General features: G+C 44.0%; 17 protein-coding genes. 10 read left to right on the top strand and 7 right to left on the bottom strand.

The annotated features are described in order from the left end of the window. The first annotated feature begins 92 nt into the window (after window positions 1–92). Genes L1D50_RS13145 through L1D50_RS13130 form a run of 4 tightly spaced genes read left to right on the top strand, consistent with a single transcriptional unit; the run spans window position 93 to window position 4,947 of the window. Entirely contained in the window at window positions 93–1,268 is a 1,176-nt protein-coding gene (locus L1D50_RS13145) for a DegT/DnrJ/EryC1/StrS family aminotransferase (protein WP_161568677.1), read from the top strand. Between the two features lie 11 nt (window positions 1,269–1,279). Further along, window positions 1,280–2,500, top strand: coding sequence for an aminotransferase class I/II-fold pyridoxal phosphate-dependent enzyme (locus L1D50_RS13140; protein WP_239966188.1), 1,221 nt, complete (start codon window positions 1,280–1,282; stop codon window positions 2,498–2,500). A gap of 19 nt (window positions 2,501–2,519) precedes the next feature. After that, window positions 2,520–4,604 (top strand): GMC oxidoreductase, encoded by a 2,085-nt coding sequence (locus L1D50_RS13135; protein WP_239966187.1) that lies wholly within the window; start codon window positions 2,520–2,522, stop codon window positions 4,602–4,604. Between the two features lies 1 nt (window position 4,605). After that, window positions 4,606–4,947 (top strand): chorismate mutase, encoded by a 342-nt coding sequence (locus L1D50_RS13130; RefSeq protein WP_128726387.1) that lies wholly within the window; start codon window positions 4,606–4,608, stop codon window positions 4,945–4,947. 79 nt (window positions 4,948–5,026) lie between these two features. On the opposite strand, the gene trpA is transcribed toward L1D50_RS13130, so the two are convergent. The 6 genes from trpA to L1D50_RS13100 are packed head-to-tail and all read right to left on the bottom strand — an operon-like array spanning window position 5,027 to window position 11,544. Then, entirely contained in the window at window positions 5,027–5,833 is an 807-nt protein-coding gene (trpA, locus tag L1D50_RS13125; protein WP_138523931.1) for a tryptophan synthase subunit alpha, read from the bottom strand. Next, complete coding sequence (trpB, locus tag L1D50_RS13120) at window positions 5,830–7,014, bottom strand: tryptophan synthase subunit beta (RefSeq protein ID WP_239966186.1); 1,185 nt, start codon at window positions 7,012–7,014, stop codon at window positions 5,830–5,832. Before trpB ends, trpA begins: the two co-directional genes overlap by 4 nt. 7 nt (window positions 7,015–7,021) lie before the next feature. Then, on the bottom strand, window positions 7,022–8,386 hold the full coding sequence (gene trpCF / locus L1D50_RS13115; protein WP_239966185.1) for a bifunctional indole-3-glycerol-phosphate synthase TrpC/phosphoribosylanthranilate isomerase TrpF: 1,365 nt from the start codon (window positions 8,384–8,386) through the stop codon (window positions 7,022–7,024). Further along, window positions 8,379–9,383 carry an anthranilate phosphoribosyltransferase gene (trpD, locus tag L1D50_RS13110; RefSeq protein ID WP_138523935.1) on the bottom strand — a complete coding sequence of 335 codons (1,005 nt, stop codon included), beginning with the start codon at window positions 9,381–9,383 and terminating at the stop codon, window positions 8,379–8,381. The genes trpCF and trpD overlap by 8 nt, the downstream gene beginning before the upstream one ends. 9 nt (window positions 9,384–9,392) lie before the next feature. Next, window positions 9,393–9,974: an aminodeoxychorismate/anthranilate synthase component II gene (locus L1D50_RS13105; RefSeq protein ID WP_010378569.1), complete on the bottom strand. Its 582-nt coding sequence runs from the start codon at window positions 9,972–9,974 to the stop codon at window positions 9,393–9,395. Further along, entirely contained in the window at window positions 9,967–11,544 is a 1,578-nt protein-coding gene (locus L1D50_RS13100) for an anthranilate synthase component 1 (protein WP_128726392.1), read from the bottom strand. The genes L1D50_RS13105 and L1D50_RS13100 overlap by 8 nt, the downstream gene beginning before the upstream one ends. A 436-nt stretch (window positions 11,545–11,980) precedes the next feature. Between L1D50_RS13100 and L1D50_RS13095 the strand changes: the two genes are divergently transcribed. From L1D50_RS13095 to L1D50_RS13070, 6 genes are all read left to right on the top strand, one after another. Then, complete coding sequence (locus L1D50_RS13095) at window positions 11,981–12,826, top strand: PHP domain-containing protein (protein WP_128726393.1); 846 nt, start codon at window positions 11,981–11,983, stop codon at window positions 12,824–12,826. Between the two features lie 4 nt (window positions 12,827–12,830). Beyond that, complete coding sequence (locus tag L1D50_RS13090; RefSeq protein ID WP_010378577.1) at window positions 12,831–13,451, top strand: L-threonylcarbamoyladenylate synthase; 621 nt, start codon at window positions 12,831–12,833, stop codon at window positions 13,449–13,451. A gap of 11 nt (window positions 13,452–13,462) precedes the next feature. After that, window positions 13,463–14,257 carry a segregation/condensation protein A gene (locus L1D50_RS13085; protein WP_239966184.1) on the top strand — a complete coding sequence of 265 codons (795 nt, stop codon included), beginning with the start codon at window positions 13,463–13,465 and terminating at the stop codon, window positions 14,255–14,257. 53 nt (window positions 14,258–14,310) lie between these two features. After that, a complete protein-coding gene (gene scpB, locus L1D50_RS13080) occupies window positions 14,311–14,898 on the top strand; it encodes an SMC-Scp complex subunit ScpB (protein WP_128726395.1) in 588 nt (195 codons plus the stop codon). Then, window positions 14,895–15,755, top strand: a complete 861-nt coding sequence (gene rluB, locus L1D50_RS13075; RefSeq protein WP_128726396.1) for a 23S rRNA pseudouridine(2605) synthase RluB — start codon at window positions 14,895–14,897, stop codon at window positions 15,753–15,755. Before scpB ends, rluB begins: the two co-directional genes overlap by 4 nt. A 65-nt stretch (window positions 15,756–15,820) precedes the next feature. Next, complete coding sequence (locus tag L1D50_RS13070) at window positions 15,821–16,234, top strand: GFA family protein (RefSeq protein WP_128726397.1); 414 nt, start codon at window positions 15,821–15,823, stop codon at window positions 16,232–16,234. A 44-nt stretch (window positions 16,235–16,278) separates the two neighbouring features. Here the strand turns inward: L1D50_RS13070 and L1D50_RS13065 are convergent, their stop codons facing one another. Further along, a complete protein-coding gene (locus L1D50_RS13065) occupies window positions 16,279–17,022 on the bottom strand; it encodes a YciK family oxidoreductase (protein ID WP_010604961.1) in 744 nt (247 codons plus the stop codon). Between the last annotated feature and the right edge of the window lie 148 nt (window positions 17,023–17,170).

Genomic DNA, 17,170 nt, shown 5'->3' with positions numbered 1-17,170 from the left:
TTGTGTAATACCTTGTAATTACCTGTAATTAACTTTTGGTGCACATGGTAACTATCATGTAACTCATTCTATAGGCTAAAATGGGAATGAGGATGAATACCATTATTGAACTAGCTGAGGCTCATCAGCAATGCCGCCGCCAAGCTATCAACTTGATTGTAAGTGAAAATCGTTTGTCTGAACCGGTCGCAAAATTATTGTCAAATGATTTAGCATCACGTTACGCGGCTCCTTTTTATGCTGGGACGGATATCTCACAAGAGATAACGCAACTCGCAATAGAAAAAACCAAATCTGTTTTTTCTGCACAATACGCAAATATTTCTCCAACTTCAGGAAGTAATAGTCTCATGGCTGTGATATTTGCACTTACGGAGCCTGGGGATAAGGTGGCACGTGTACCACCGTTTTTTCCCGGTGGTGGATACCCTTTCCAATATGAAGTGTTTCACAGACATTCATTACCTTTGGTATTTGATGATGCGCAGTGGCAACTTGATAAATCAGCATGTATTGAATTACTTCTAAAAGAACAGCCTAAACTCGTTGTGTTGGGCGCATCCATTTTTATGGTGCCGATGCCAGTACGAGAGCTTAGTGAGATAGTCCATAGCTATGGTGGCATTGTGGCTTACGATGGCTCACACAGCTTAGGATTGATAGCAGGTGGCCAATATCAAGATCCGCTTAAAGAAGGAGCTGATATTTTATTTGGCTCAACACATAAGACTTTCCCAGGTCCACAAGGGGGAATGATTGTCACCAATTCTGAACCGTTACATAGACGGATAGAAATTGTCTCTAACTTCACGCCCTTGAATGGACCGACTATGATCTGCAATCCTCACCTAGCAAGGATTGCGGCCTTAGGACTCACTTTGGATGAGGTGCCATGGCAACAATATGCGGCTCAAGTTGTGGCGAATGCACGCACCTTCGCAGATATATTTAAAAAGAGAGGGTTTACATTGAGGGGTGAATGTAACCCCAACTTTAACCATTCGACCTACTGTCATCAAGTCTTGCCTCTATTGGATAAAGCATCTGGCGTAAAACACAGAGACAAACTCAAAGAGCATGGCATATTTTGTGACGGATTTATGCGGGTGGGGACTGCTGAAATCACAAGACTGGGCTTCACTGAGCATGAGTGTGAAAGAGTAGCACAGAGAATGTGTGACATCGTACTGAGTCAACAACCTCTGATTTTGGACGCGAAACACGAGATTGCTGAGCTTGTTAGTGCACATAAAACGATTGTGATGTAGGGAGACCGCAGATGCATTTTTCCGAACGTTTATATCCGCAAGCAAGGCTTGGGATGCTACTCAATGGCATTGAAACAGAGGGGAATGTCATTGATTTGAGCATTGGGGAGCCAAATGTTCCCCTTGCGCAAGATGTTTTATCACAGATCCCCGATGGTTTTGAAGCACTGACCCAGTACCCTAAACCTGCTTTGCAATTCGAGCTACAAGAGACGATAGCTAGATGGCTGAGTAGACGATATAAACTTGATCTCCAATGCTTTTCAGCCAAAGACCAAGTTACGATATTGGCAGGTAGTAGAGAAGGGATCTTTATGCTTCCTATTGCTTTGTTCAACCATCAACTACAACATGGTCAACCCATTACAGTGGCTATGCCAGATCCAGGCTATCCGATATATCTTGCGAGTGCTGAGAATGTTGGCGCAAAAGTACAGACTATTTCGCAAACACAGTTAAGCGAGTTAACTACTAGTGAGTTAGACGTTTATGCCTGCTGGGCTGAAATAGATCTCATGTTTGTCTGTTCGCCAAGCAACCCGACGGGAGAAGTGCTTTCACTTTTGCAGTGGACTCGATTAATTGAATTGGCAAAAGAGTATCAATTCATACTTGTTGCAGATGAATGCTATAGCGAAATATATAGTGAACCATTTGCACCGACAGGGTTACTGGAAGCGTGCGCAAAAATGGGCAACTCCAAATTTGAAAATTGCCTTGCTATTCATAGTCTGTCTAAACGCTCAGGATTACCCGGGTTACGTTCTGGTTTTATTGCTGGCGATACGCACTTGATTAAGTCCTTACAATCGTATCGAAATTATCATGGCGTTTCACTCTCGTCTATTCAGTTAAAAGGTTCACAAGCTGCTTGGTCTGACGAGCAACATGTCCTCAGTAATCGACAAGTTTACGGTCGTAAGTTTGACGAATTTTCAAAACAGTTTAGTGATTTATCTTGTTATCAGATGCCAGCGGGCGGGTTTTATATTTGGCTTGATGTTGGTTGTCCAGCCGAGAAATTCTGTCAGCGTTTGTATCAAGAGTTCGCTATAAAAGTTTTGCCGGGACATTACTTGGCGGTGAGTGATTTGACTGTTGAGGCGCTTCAACAATATGTTCGCATCGCCGTGGTATGTGAACAAGAGGATATTCCATTTATAGGGCAAGCAATTAAACAAACCATGCAGTTTTGTTGTCATTCAAACTCAGTTGGCGGCCATGTCGCCTAGATATGAAAAGGAAAATATGATGAATAATTCAGAATTAGCAAAAAAACAAACCAAGTTTAATACCATCATTGTCGGTTCAGGTTTTGGCGGAAGTGTTGCTGCATTGAGGTTATGCGAGCAGTTTAAACAAACTTCGACGAAAGATAAACCGGTACTGCTGTTAGAGCGCGGTAAAGACTGGTGGGGGAATTTAACTCGCGAGGATCAACCTAAGACAGCGCAAACACCAACCCCACCATTTTGTAATTATCGTCAGCCTGATGAGCGCTCTGCTTGGATGGCAATGGAGGAGCCTTTTGGAACGCCTGTTGGAGATCCGAGTCTAAATGACAAACCGTTAAACTTTAATGATGGTGTATTTGCTAAGCGACCGATCACTAAATATCCGGGGTTAGTCGAGACTATAGAAGCGGAAAACATGACGGTTTGGGTGGGCGCAGGTCTTGGGGGGACATCACAGGTATATAACACCATTTTCCAAAAGCCATCGGCAGATGCTTTTAACTTGGCTTTTAGAGATCCTGAACATCACGACACTAGGCTGTTAGACTATTGTCAGCTGGTAGATCACTACAATACAGTCGAAAAGATCATGCAACCGACCACTATGGTGGATAATTGTAAAAATACGGATACTACTTTACAGTTCCTTAATGTTAAAAGCTGTGAGATCAGTGACTCTATTACTAAAAAAGAGATTGTTGAACTTGCCGAACACCATAATCGAGCGCAGATATCAGTAGCGGCATCACCTGATTATCTTTCTACACGAGTATTCTTATCCCAAGCGCAAAAACTACAGTCAGCATTAAAAACGGATCCATGTAAATTTTCAGAACAATACGGTATCACGGCAATTGAGCAAAAGTTTAGTACCTTAGCGCTTGACTGGTCAGTGGTAGCAAATGAGATATCTTGCAACATGCTACCTTCTGCGACAATCGGTGAAATGTGGTATGGCATGAACAGTTATTCAGAAGTGGAAGAGGGTGAAGAGAGAACACTCTTTGGCATAAAAAATAGTTTAGATAGAAATTACCTAGCAGAAGCAAAGGCAACAGAACAGCTTGATATTCAATGTCTCAGCGAAGTGATCAGTATTAATTTAATACCACCGACAAAAGATAAGAAGGCGGTGTATCGAGTTATCGTAAATAAAATTGATGAGACTAACGTCAATGCCGGTCAGCAAATAATATATGAGGCTGACAATGTAATTATGGCTGCGGGTTCCATGCATACCGCTAGGCTATTACTCGAATCATCAAATTCACCGAGTTGTACCGATCTAAACGTTACCGGCTTGCCTAGTTTAAGCCCTTATGTAGGTAAATTCTGGGGTCAAAATGGCGACTTATTTGCGACACAGCTTTGTAATGAGCCAGTACGCCCTGCTAATGGTGGTCCTGGCTCTGCTGAATGTGATTTCCGTTTTGGTAAGGATCCAAAGCAATATCTAGATGATAACAGTGGGTCTCCATTTAGTAAGATGGTTGTGTATCCCGTTTGGTATGAAGAAAGCGTCTCTATTCAAAATACTTTGATGATGGGAGTTTGCCAAGACACTGCCCCTGGTCAGTTTGTTAAGCAAAGTGACGGCTCTTATCAGCTCTCTTATCCTCAAACTATAGAAATGAATGGTAAATATGAAGGCGGAATGGGAGATTCGATCAATACCGCTATTAATGCACTTACCGCTTGGAAAGAAGTAAATATTGAGGGTAGTGACAAAGCACAACTCGATCGCAAGCTTGCTCAGTTCAAAGGGTACCAGGGACCGCTGCGCTGCAGCACTAACACTAAACGTACATTAACAAGTAACGCTTCAGCCGAAAACGAACATTTTGATGTTGCCTATGGTATGACACCACACCCGCTAGGGGGCTGTGTAATTGGTAAAGCGTGTGATAATTATGGAAGAGTTAAAAGCGCGAACGGTGATGTGGTTGAAGGACTATATGTCATTGATGGTTCATTGATCCCAGGCAGTACAGGCGCTTGCACGCCTGCATGGACCATTGCTGCAGTAGCTGAGTATTGCATGGCTGAAATCGCGCCAGAGTTAGTTGGCAAAGTAAGCGATATGACTTCAGAAGGAAATTAACATGGCAATTTCATATGAAAGTGGAACTAAGCTCCCTATGAAGCATAGTTATGATGGTGATTATTCCAGTGCACTTGCAGAGCTTCGCAGTGGCATTAATCAAATCGATGAGCAATTAATTCGCCTGATTGCAGAGCGATTTAGTAAAGTGTCAGAAGTCGGTGACTTGAAGGCCATTTTTCACCTGCCAGTTGAGGACCTTCAGCGTGAGCACCTTGTATTGGAGCGGGCTCTTGAAACCGCAAAGAAAAATGGCTTATCTGAGTATCTAACTCGAGACTTAATGAGCGTCCTAATGACGTATTCCAAGGCTGCTCAAGCTAAAAGAGTGAGAGGGTTGTAGTTGGTTTAACTGGTGCTTTAAAGGATCTCATGTAACCAAAGGGAGTATATCGACACTATACTCCCTTTTTTGCTAGCGTTTACTTTTGTGTTGCAGCTTTCATTCGCTCAACAAAGGTTTTTAGCTCAAAGCACATGGTGCTAGGGTCATCCAAGTGTTTTTCGATGATTTTCACCACCGCAGAGCCACTAATTGCACCTGCTGCACCTGATTTAATTGCATGCTTTACATGCTCCGGCTCAGAAATACCAAACCCTAGCAGTGGCGGCGCAGCATGATACTCGATAAGTTTGGTGATCATCTCTGTTGCCGGCATTTGTGCTGACGTTTCTGTACCAGTCACGCCTGCACGTGAAAGTAAATAAGTATAGCCACGGCCACGGGTGGCGCATTCTCGTAACGTATCATCGCAGGCATTCGGTGTGGCAATGAAAATAGGCGCGATGTCATTTGCCATTGCAGTGAGCCTAAACGGTTTGGCTTCGTGCAGTGGCACATCAGCAACTAAGATAGAATCCACACCCGCAGTTTTGGCATCTTGATAAAACCGCTCAATACCACGAGCAAAAATCAAGTTTGAGTAAAGCAACAAACCAATTGGAATATCACTGTTGTAACGACGAATTTCAGCGATGATCTCAAGACAGTCTTGCGTATTAACATTTTGCTCTAGAGCACGGATATTGGCCGCTTGGATAACAGGGCCATCGGCGATGGGATCGGAAAATGGAATACCTAGCTCCAATGCATCAGCGCCACCGTCAATCAGGCTTTTGATGATCTCAATACTGAGTGTTTTATCGGGATCGCCAATCGTCACGAAAGGAACAAATGCACCTTGGTTTTTTTCATTTAAGTGCGCGAACATCGCGTCATAACGTCTCATAGTTCACCTCGCTCAGATAGTACCTGGTGGACGTGAGCTAAGTCTTTGTCTCCGCGACCACTTAAGTTAACAACAATCACCGTTTCTTCGGTTTGCGCTTCCGCATATTTTAGTGCGTATGCCAGAGCATGGCTCGATTCTAAGGCTGGAATAATACCTTCGTGTTTAGCTAGCGCTTGGAAAGCAGCTAAGGCTTCTGTATCACTAATATCGACGTATTGTGCTCTGCCTGTTTCATGCAAAAATGCGTGTTGAGGACCAACTGCTGGGTAGTCGAGGCCCGCTGACACAGAATAAGATTCTTCAATCTGGCCATCTTGGTTCTGCATGATGTAGGTATAGGCGCCGTGTAAAATACCCTTAGTACCTTTACATAGTGCCGCGCCGTGCTCATCAGTATCCAAGCCTTTGCCTGCCGGTTCCACCCCGATTAACTTAACGTCTTTTTCGTCAATAAAGTCTGCGAACATACCAATAGCATTTGAGCCGCCGCCCACACAAGCGATAACCGCATCAGGCAAACGACCTTCCGCTTTTAGTACTTGTTGTTTTGCCTCTTCACCAATCATTTTTTGGAACTCACGGACAATCGTCGGGAACGGGTGAGGACCTGCAGCCGTGCCGAGTAAATAATGTGCCGTTTTGTAGTTTGCAGACCAGTCTCTTAATGCTTCATTTACCGCGTCTTTTAATGTGCCCGAGCCCGCAGTAACTGGGATAACTTCGGCACCCATCAAACGCATTCTAAATACGTTTGGTTGCTGACGCTCAACATCTTTAGCTCCCATGTATACCCGGCACTTCAAGCCGAGTAAGGAGCAGGCTAGGGCGGTTGCAACACCATGTTGTCCAGCACCGGTTTCAGCAATGACTTCTTTTTTACCCATACGTTTAGTTAAGAGCGCTTGACCTAACACTTGGTTGGTCTTATGTGCACCACCGTGAAGTAAATCTTCACGCTTTAAGTATAGTTTGACCTTAGGGTTTTTAACTAAGTTGCGTGTCTTAGTCAGCGGGGTCGGGCGACCTGCAAATTCATTCAAAAGTTGATAAAACTCCTGTTGAAATTCTGGGTCTTTTTGTGACTTATAAAATTCCTGTTCTAACTGCTTTAATGCAGGTACGAGTAACTCGGGCACAAACATGCCTCCGAAGTCACCAAAATAAGCTGAATTACTCATGTCCACCTCAATATTTTCGAATTTGTGTAAACGCGTTAGCGATTTTTTGAGCGCATTTTTTACCAGGCGATTGCTCAACGCCTGAATTTAGGTCAAAACCATCGGCACCTATATTGACGGCACCGTGAATGTTGTCGGGGTTTAGGCCGCCAGCCAACATATAATTGCTTGAACTACGATTTAATAGCTGCCAATCAAACACTTGCCCCGTGCCACCAAATGCGGTGTCGGTTTTGGTATCGTACAATTGCTTGTCTACGCCAGCGAAGGGGCTTGGCAGTGCTGTGCCCACACCCTGTGCTTTCCAAATTTGACAGGTAACAGGTAGTTGTTTACGTAGCGTATCGATGTACAGCTCATCTTCGTTGCCATGTAATTGCACTGCACTAAGCTTTAAAATTTGCGCATACTCTGTAACTTGCTCAAGCGGTGCGTTAACGAATACACCAACGTACTTGAGCGGCGCACTATCAGCGACGGCCTTCGCACAATCAATGTCGACATAGCGAGGAGACTTTGGATAAAAGATAAGGCCACCGTACACCGCGCCCGCTTCATAAGCGGCTTGCGCATCTTGGCTTCGAGTAAGACCACACACTTTGTTTTCGCCCAAAATCAAGCGTCTGCAAGCAAGTTCTAAATCTTGCTCTGCCATCAATGAGCTACCAACCAAAAAGCCATCACAAATTGGTGACAAGCGTTTCACATCACGGTGTGTGTAAATACCAGACTCTGAAATCACTACTTTGTCTTCGGGGATTAACTTTCTTAGTTTCTCTGTAGTTGCTAAATCCGTTGATAAATCTCTGAGATCGCGATTGTTAATACCGATAAGCTCAGCATCTAACGCAAGCGCTCGTGTCACTTCTGTTTCGGTGCTTACTTCCGTTAAAATCGACATATTAAGTGATTTGGCCACGTTCGCTAGTGCCACATATTCTTCGTCGTTTAATACAGACAACATCAAAAGAATGGCATCGCCACCGTGTAAGCGGGCGAGGTAAACTTGGTATTCATCAATAAAGAAGTCTTTACAGATCAGAGGCTGATCAACCAGCTTTCTCACCGTGGCAAGGTATTCATAACTGCCTTGAAAGTATTTTTCGTCGGTTAGCACGCTAATACATGTCGCGTACTTACGATAAACACTGGTAATTTCAGTCAAATCAAAATGTGAGCGAATAAGGCCTTTTGAAGGTGACGCCTTTTTGCACTCTAAAATAAATTGTGTCCCAGCTTGCGCCAACGCAGCGGTGAAGTTAAGCGTGGTGGGGGTTACTTCGTCGATAAAGTCACTTAACGGACGCTGCGCCTTACGCGCTTTTAATTCTTCGACTTTATCGGCAACAATTTTTTCTAATACATTAGCCATTACTCACCTCTACAATGTTAGCCAAGGTTGTCATGGCTTTCTTGCTTGCAAGCACTTCGCGTACTTGTTGGCTTGCGGTTTTAAAATTTGACGCCTTATCGGTTAATACCAGCAAAGCTGCAACGTTTGCAATGATAGCTGCATTGTGTGCAGCTTCGCCTTCACCATTTAAAATCGCAAGGCTCGCTTTCGCGTTATATTCTGGCGTATCACCAGCAATAGATTCAAGTGAATAGTTTTCTAGTCCAAAATCGTTTGGGGTAACGGTGTATTGCGTCACTTCACCATGCTTTACTTCTGCGACTAGCGTTTCGCCGTGTAGAGCAATTTCATCTGTGCCACTACCGTGAACTACCATCGCTCGTTTCGTACCTAAGTGGTTTAGCGTTTCTGCCATGGGTAAAACAAGGGCAGGGTCGTAAACGCCGAGTAATTGTACTTCTGGCTTGGCTGGGTTTGCCAATGGCCCCAGAATATTAAATATCGTGCGCGTTTTTAGTTGTGTGCGAACTGGCATAGCATGTTTTACACCTGCGTGGTAATGCGGTGCAAACAAAAAGGTAAAGCCGGTCTCTGCTAAGCACTTTTCTGCAAGTGCGGGAGTCATATCAATGTTGATCCCAAGTGCTTTTAGTAAATCCGCGGAACCTGATTTACTGCTTACGCTGCGATTACCGTGTTTGACCATATTAATGCCACATGCTGCGGCAACAATGGCGGCGGTGGTACTCACGTTGATGGTATTTGTGCCATCGCCACCCGTACCACAGCTGTCTGCTGCGAGTAGATCTTGCTTGTCAAATGCGGTGGCATGATCACGCATAGCCTGAGCTGCTCCGGCTATTTCCGCCGCTGTTTCACCTTTAAACTTTAGCGCAAGCAGCGCTGCGGTAAGTTCGATGTCACTCAGTTGTCCAGCCATAATATCGCTAAACAAGGATTTGGCGGCGTCAAACGATAAATCTTGTTGCTGTAATAGAGGTTGTAACTTTTCCATCGTGATCTCCTAAGCGCTAAGGTACGCGATACTTTGTTGTAATAGCTGAGCGCCATTGGGGGTCAATATTGATTCTGGGTGAAATTGATAGCCAATCACTTTGTGTTCACTGTGATAGATAGCCATCGGAATGGCCTGATATCTCGCGATCACTTGCAGTGCTGGTGGTACGCTTGTTGCCATTAGAGAGTGATAACGCGCCACGGGGAATTGTGTTCCAAGTCCGGCAAATACCGGATGCTCATCCGCTTCAATAATAGAAGATTTACCATGTACCGTCTCACCTGCTTTACCAACTTCACCACCATAACTCTGAGTTAGGGCTTGTTGACCGAGGCAAATTCCAAGCATGGGGAATTTACCTTTACATAGCTCAATTAACGCGAGCAAACAGCCTGCTTCCGATGGCGCGCCAGGTCCAGGTGATAAAACTAAGATCACAGGATCAACTTCTGCACACATTTTGTTGAAAATGGTTTCGGCAGAGATGTTGTTACGATAAACGACCAAGTCGAGTCCTAGCAGGCTAAGCTCATCCACAAGGTTATAACTGAAAGAATCAAAATTATCTAAAAAGTATACCTTAGTCATGGTTTGCTCCTTCATACGTGGACTGTACTGCTTTAATCACTGCCATGGCTTTAGCTTTGGTTTCATTTGCTTCACTTTGTGGATTTGAATCAAACACGACACCTGCACCCGCTTGCACGTAAGCAACGTTATCTTTTACAAACGCGGAGCGAATTACGATGCAGCTGTCCATCGCACCATTGCCCATCAAATAACCTACCGCGCCGCCGTAACTACCACGACGCTGCTTTTCTGTATGGCGAACAAGTTCTGCGGCTTTAACTTTTGGTGCGCCGACGAGAGTGCCCATATTCATACAAGCCTGATAGGCGTGGAGGGCATCTAAATCCGGCTTTAATTGGCCTACGACGCGCGATACTAAATGCATGACTTGTGAGTAGCGGTCCACTTTCAATAATTCTTTTGCGTGTCGAGTACCTGCAATACTGATCCGTGCGACATCGTTACGCGCGAGGTCAACAAGCATAAGGTGCTCTGCACGCTCTTTTTGATCATTGCGCAGCTCAAGCTCAATGCGGCTATCTAAATCTGGATTGATACTACCATCAGCAAACTTACCTCGTGGTCTCGTCCCCGCGATGGGATAGACTTCAACTTGGTTACTCTGTTCACAATATTTGAGTGCCGACTCTGGAGATGCGCCAAATAACACAAAGCGCTCATCCTTCATATAAAACATGTAAGGACTGGGGTTTTGTAGTTTAAGCTGTTTATAGGCGGCGAGTGAGTTGTGGCAAGGAAGTGAAAAAGTGCGAGAGGGAACGACTTGAAATATGTCACCGTTGATAATGTTGGTTTTCAACTTTTCAACGTGTTGACAATATTCGTCGTCACTCACATTGACTTTGACGTCTGCGCCGCCACTTTGTGGCTCAAACTGAAATTCAGTGATTTGGTCACATTGACTGTTTAGCTCTTCTAGTTGTTTGCCTACTTCAAAACAATTGGCGTGAACCTCAGGGCCATTGAAAACATTACCAATGAGCTCAGTAGCTCGTGCTTGATGATCGATCACAACTAAGGTTTCAGCCAGATAGAAAACATAGTCAGGACAGTCGTTGTCTCCATCTGGTACTTCAGGAAGTTGCTCAAAGTTTGCCACCATATCATAGGCGAATACACCACCTAAAAAGACGGAAAACGGCGTATCTGAGTTACGTTTAATTTCATTGATACAGGTTCTGAGCGCACTAAAGGCGTTATCCGCTTTTAGTTTTGTATGCTCATCAATGTTACTTTCCAATGCGTTGTACGTGAGCGTCAAGGTATTATCATTGAGGATCACGTCACAATTTGTGACCTTTTGCGCAAGGTACGGTAGCAACTGAGCACCATTGTTAGACAAGGCTTTAGCAATGACTTGGGCGCCGTTACATTCGAATCGAATTGCACTATCCACAAGCACGATGCTTTTCACATTGTCTTTAGACTCTATTTCTGCTGATTCGAGCAGTAACGAGTTTGTTTTGTTTAAACCTGCGTATAAAGACAGTGGACTGGCAATATAATCGCGCCTTTGTCTTATACTGGTGACCTCACCTGGTGTGGTCGTTATATGACTAAAAATCAAACCTCATTCCTCTTAATTTCTAGATATTCTGTTTAGAAAATAAAAAACCCCCGAAAGCTGAGCTCTGCGGGGGTTATTGTTCAGACACAACAATACCGTCCCGCTAGGGCATCCACCACCACCAAATTGTGTTTACTGTGATATTGTTGTTCATAAAAGCCTCTAAAAAGTATAAAAAAACCCGCGACATTGCGCGGGTTGATAAATCGTAGATATAACGAAACACACCCGCTTAGTTCGAGTGCCACCACCAAATGTTTTTTTGAATTTGTTTGTTCATTTGTGAATATTTCGTTGTTTAATCTAAATTAGCTACAGTAAACCCTATTCTTGCTACAAGTGTCAAGGGCAAATATCAGAAAATAACCTAAGGTCGTATCAGTTAACTTGTGATATAATCAAAACGTTGATAATTCATAGAGATAGTTAATACATTTTGATTAAATATGACCTCCACAGCCATACTACTTTTTCCGATGGCCGCTTAGCTGTTGATGAATTGCTTGAGCGAGCAACGGAAAAAGGCGTTGATATTCTTGCAATTACCGATCATGACACGATAGATGCGATCCAGCCTGCCCGTGACTACATTAGCCAAAATAATCTCACGTTAGAACTTATTAATGGCGTTGAAATTTCCACAAAGTGGGAAAGCTTTGAGATCCATATCGTTGGATTAAATTTTGATCCCGAGCATGAAGCATTAACAAGGTTGCTGCACGAACAGCAGCAAAAGCGAGAAGCCAGAGCAAAAGAGATCGGCGAGCGATTAGCCAAAAAGGGCTATGAGCATGTCTACGAAGATGCCCTTGCACTTGCCCAAACTGCGCAGATCACCAGAGCGCATTTTGCTCAAGTGCTGGTTGAGCGAGGTGTGGCTAAAAATGTACAAAGCGTTTTCAATAAATTTTTAGCACGTGGCAAGACTGGGTATGTGCCAAGTCAATGGTGCGATATACACACAGCGGTTGCTGCTATTCATGCCGCGGGTGGAGTAAGTGTGTTGGCGCATCCTGCTCGGTATAAGATGTCGAATAAGTGGCTAAGAAAGTTAATTGCTGAATTTAAAGCGGTTGGGGGAGCTGCAATGGAAGTTGCACAGCCGCAGCAAGCGCCTACTGAGCGCCAATTTTTGGGGCGACTAAGTCAAGAGTTTGAATTGTTAGCAAGCCAAGGGTCAGATTTCCACTTCCCAATGCCTTGGGTCGACCTTGGTCGTAACTTGTATTTACCTAAAGATTGTCAAGGAGTTTGGCGTCATTGGGGAGGCAAAGAGGAATAAGCTTATGAGTCAATTTTTTCATATTCACCCAGATAACCCGCAAACGCGTTTAATTCGCCAAGCGGCTGATATTATTGAGCAAGGTGGGGTGGTGGTGTTTCCAACCGACTCCGGCTATGCCATTGGTTGCAACCTCGGTAATAAGCAAGCTAAGGAGCGGATAGAGCGGATCCGCGGCATCGAAAAACACCATAACTTCACTCTTTTATGCCGCGATCTGTCGGAGCTTTCGACCTATGCTCGTGTCGATAATCAAATGTTTAGGATGATTAAAAATAATACGCCCGGCCCGTACACGTTTATCTTTAAAGGGACGAAAGAAGTTCCTCGCCGTTTGCTCAATGAGAAGAAAAAAACCATCGGGATCCGTGTTACTGATAACCCAATTACCTGCGCATTGTTGGAAGCACTAGGTGAACCTTTGATGTCATGCTCTTTGATTTTGCCAGGAGAGCAGTTTACTGAGTCTGACCCCGATGATATCCGCATGCGTCTTGAGAAGCACGTAGACTTGATCATTCATGGTGGCTATTTAATCGAGCAAGCAACCACCGTTATTGATATGTCTGAAGATACCATTGAAATTTTGCGTCGTGGCTGTGGTGATACGTCGCCTTTTGAATAACGCATGTTGAGATGACAGAAGCACTCCAACAGAAATTACCGCTAGCTTTTTTACACGGTGAAGCGGTAATTGAAAAGCCGGAAGATCTTTATATTCCCCCCGAAGCCCTAGAAGTTATCTTAGAGACCTTTGAAGGCCCGTTGGACTTACTGCTTTATCTTATTAAAAGACATAAATTAGATATTCTAGAATTACCGATTTTTAGTATTACTCAGCAGTATGTTCAGTACGTTGAAATGATGAAGGACATGCAGCTCGAACTTGCGGGTGAATACTTGGTGATGGCAGCTTTGCTGGCACAAATAAAATCAAGAATGCTACTACCAAAACACGAAGAGTTAGAGGAAGAGGAAGATCCCAGAGCTGAGCTGGTGAGACGCTTGCAGGAATACGAGCAATTTAAGCAAGCCGCTGAAAACTTAGATGAGATCCCTCGTGTTGAGCGTGATATCTTTGTCGCTCATGCGCTGGTAGACAGTAGTGCCGACTCTGAGCCAGAATTCCCAGACATTGAACTGAGGGAATTACTTTTGGCGCTGTCGGAAGTGATGGCCCGAGCCAAGACCTTTGAGCACCATCATATATCCGCAGAAGCACTTTCAACCCGAGAGCGTATGAGCTTTATATTGCAATTGCTACGAGAACAGAATAAGCCGGTAGAATTTGCGCGATTTTTTACCTTGGACGAAGGGCGCAGTGGTGTGGTGGTTACTTTTATTGCCATGCTCGAACTCATTAAGGAGCAATTGGTTGACTATATTCAGTCAGCAACGGCAGCGTCGATTTACCTGCATTTAAAAGGCTAGGGGATGGCTGCAGCCTCTGCTATACTCCGCATTTTTATCTTCAAGCATAAAATATGAAAAGACGCGTTAGCGATGAACAACTGGTTGAATTGGTTGAAGCAGCAATTTTCGTTTCTGATAAGCCGTTATCTAAAAAGCGCTTAAAAGAAACCGTGCTGGAAGATATCAGCGTGTCATCACCGCGTATTGATCAGGCACTGGAAACACTGGTAAATCACTATCAAACTCGCGGTGTAAGGCTGGTTGAAGTTGGTACAGGATACCGTTTTCAAGCTTGCCCGAGCTTGAGCCCTTGGCTAAGTAAACTGTGGCAGGAAAAAGCACCAAAATACTCACGTGCTACACTTGAGACTTTGGCATTGATTGCTTACCGACAACCAATCACTCGAGGCGAAATAGAGCAAGTGCGCGGGGTCACCGTGAGTTCTAATATTATCAAAAGCTTGATAGACCGCGAGTGGATAAAAGTGGTGGGTTATAAAGAAGTACCGGGCAAACCAGCATTGTATGCAACGACAAAACAATTTTTAGATTACTTCTCATTATCTGGTCTTGGGGAATTACCTCGGTTACCTGATCAACATAATGAGAAAATAGAACAGTTATTAAACGATCCTTCTGTGAGAGAACCATCTGAATGAGTGAAAAACTACAAAAAGTATTGGCAAGAGCTGGCGTTGGCTCAAGACGCGAAATGGAAAAGTATATTGAGTCTAACCGCGTAAGTGTAGATGGAAAAGTTGCCAAGCTAGGAGACCGAGTGGAAGAGACTTCGGTGATCCGTGTAGATGGACATATTGTTAAAATAGAACAGCAAGAAGAGCGCATCTGTCGCGTACTTATGTACCATAAGCCTGAAGGTGAGCTATGTACTCGTCGCGACCCTCAAGGTCGTCGCACTGTATTCGATAGGTTACCTAAGTTAGATGGTGACCGTTGGATAGCAATTGGGCGATTAGATATCAATACATCAGGCCTATTGCTTTTTACCAATGATGGTGAGCTAGCTAATCGCTTGATGCATCCAAAATACGAAGTCGAACGTGAATATTCTGCTCGGGTATTTGGTGAAGTAACAAATCAAACTTTGCGTACATTAACCAAAGGCGTTGAGCTAGAAGACGGTCCTGCAAAATTCCTTAAGATTAAGCCACTTGGTGGTGAAGGTCTGAATAAGTGGTTCAACGTAACACTGACGGAAGGGCGTAATCGTGAAGTCAGGCGTCTTTGGCAGTCACAAGGTGTTGAAGTGTCGCGCTTGATCCGTATCCGTTATGGTAAATTAGAGCTTAACAAGCGTTTGCCACAAGGTGGATGGGAAGAATTAAAATTAGAAGATGTTAACTACTTACGCAAATCGGTGAGTATGAGAGCCGAGCAGCAAACTAAGTTGTCGGTCATGCCAGAAAAGCGTAAAGACAAGCGCGCGAAAATTAATAAGATCCGCAAAGCAGTGAAAAAGCATAATCAAAGGGTCAAAACCCCGAGAAGAAAGTAATTTAAGCTTTTCTAAAACACCACACCAGCCTAGCTGGTGTTTTTGTATTTGATAAGGAAATTCAAATGAAAGAGACGTTTGCTGGTAGTTGTCTGTGTGGTCAGGTTAAATATCTTGTAGAGGGCAACGCGCAGGGCTTTTACCTATGTCATTGTGAGTATTGTCAAAAAGACACTGGTTCCGCACATGCTGCGAATCTATTTTTTCAAAATGCAGTGCTAACTTGGCTTGCGGGCGAAAAGTTAATAACCCGCTTTACTTTACCGAATACTAAGCACGTTAAAGCCTTTTGTGCTCGTTGTGGCTCTGCATTACCAAACCAGCAGCCTGTTGGTTTAGTGGTACCAGCTGGTAGCTTAGATGATGCGCCGAGTCTTACGCCAACTGCACATCTATTTATCGCGAGTAAAGCGAAGTGGGATGAAAAATTAGAGCAAGTGCTGGCGTTTGAAACCTTGCCGAGAGATAAACTTAGGTAATATAGAAGGCTGCAATTGTGGATTTGCAGCCTTTAAAATACTAGTTAGTAGGTTTGGGCATCTAAAGATTGGCCATTAACCCCGATTGAGTCATCAGACATCAAGTACAGGTATGTTGGCATTAATTCTTCAGGTGTTTTTAGTTTATCTTTATCTTCACCTGGGAATGCTGATGCACGCATACTTGTTCTTGTCGCACCTGGATTAATGCAGTTGATGCGAATATTGGTTTTACCCACTTCTTCGGCCCAAGTTTGCATCATACCTTCGGTTGCGAATTTAGAAATTGCATACGCTCCCCAAAACTCACGACCTTTACGTCCTACACCCGATGAAGTAAATACGATAGAAGCGTTAGGTGCTTTTCTCATTACTGGGAATAATGATTTAGTGATCACCGCTTGGGCTGTTACGTTTACCTTCATTATGTTTTCGAAGGTTGAAACGCAAAAGTGTTCCATTGGACCTAAAGAGCCTAAAATAGACGCATTATTTAGCAAGCCGTCAAGCTTACCAAATTGCTGCTCGATAGTGGCAGCCAAGTCTCGGAAGTGTTGTTTGGTTGCACCACGTAAATCTAAAGGTACAATTGCAGGCTGTGGGTAACCGGCGTTAACAATTTCATCATAAACGGCTTCTAGTTTACTGGTGGTTTTGCCCAATAAAATAACCGTTGCACCATATTTGGCGTAATTAATCGCCGCAACACGGCCGATGCCGTCGCCAGCACCTGTTACTAATATCGTTTTATTCGCAAGTGCGTTTTCAGGAGCTTGATAAGTCTGCATTCTGGACTCCAATTAAGATGTTTGGGTCATTTTATCACAATGCAGTAGCAAGTTAGCGAATTTATTGTAAATATGGCTGGCGAAATAACAAAGTTTGAGTTAAGTTTAACTGGTCTAATGTCTTATTAAAAATGCAATTACATAGATT

Origin of the sequence: Pseudoalteromonas sp. Isolate6 (assembly GCF_022398435.1) — a bacterium.
Lineage (GTDB): Bacteria > Pseudomonadota > Gammaproteobacteria > Enterobacterales > Alteromonadaceae > Pseudoalteromonas > Pseudoalteromonas galatheae.
This window is presented reverse-complemented; position numbering and strand designations above follow the sequence as displayed.

Coding starts and splice junctions, on each gene's coding strand:
- trpD (WP_138523935.1), bottom strand. CDS start 9,383: ATGGAAAAGTTACAACCTCTATTACAGCAACAAGATTTATCGTTTGAC.
- L1D50_RS13140 (WP_239966188.1), top strand. CDS start 1,280: ATGCATTTTTCCGAACGTTTATATCCGCAAGCAAGGCTTGGGATGCTA.
- trpB (WP_239966186.1), bottom strand. CDS start 7,014: ATGAGTAATTCAGCTTATTTTGGTGACTTCGGAGGCATGTTTGTGCCC.
- rluB (WP_128726396.1), top strand. CDS start 14,895: ATGAGTGAAAAACTACAAAAAGTATTGGCAAGAGCTGGCGTTGGCTCA.
- L1D50_RS13130 (WP_128726387.1), top strand. CDS start 4,606: ATGGCAATTTCATATGAAAGTGGAACTAAGCTCCCTATGAAGCATAGT.
- L1D50_RS13105 (WP_010378569.1), bottom strand. CDS start 9,974: ATGACTAAGGTATACTTTTTAGATAATTTTGATTCTTTCAGTTATAAC.
- L1D50_RS13135 (WP_239966187.1), top strand. CDS start 2,520: ATGAATAATTCAGAATTAGCAAAAAAACAAACCAAGTTTAATACCATC.
- trpA (WP_138523931.1), bottom strand. CDS start 5,833: ATGAGACGTTATGACGCGATGTTCGCGCACTTAAATGAAAAAAACCAA.
- L1D50_RS13085 (WP_239966184.1), top strand. CDS start 13,463: ATGACAGAAGCACTCCAACAGAAATTACCGCTAGCTTTTTTACACGGT.
- L1D50_RS13145 (WP_161568677.1), top strand. CDS start 93: ATGAATACCATTATTGAACTAGCTGAGGCTCATCAGCAATGCCGCCGC.
- L1D50_RS13065 (WP_010604961.1), bottom strand. CDS start 17,022: ATGCAGACTTATCAAGCTCCTGAAAACGCACTTGCGAATAAAACGATA.
- scpB (WP_128726395.1), top strand. CDS start 14,311: ATGAAAAGACGCGTTAGCGATGAACAACTGGTTGAATTGGTTGAAGCA.
- L1D50_RS13070 (WP_128726397.1), top strand. CDS start 15,821: ATGAAAGAGACGTTTGCTGGTAGTTGTCTGTGTGGTCAGGTTAAATAT.
- trpCF (WP_239966185.1), bottom strand. CDS start 8,386: ATGGCTAATGTATTAGAAAAAATTGTTGCCGATAAAGTCGAAGAATTA.
- L1D50_RS13090 (WP_010378577.1), top strand. CDS start 12,831: ATGAGTCAATTTTTTCATATTCACCCAGATAACCCGCAAACGCGTTTA.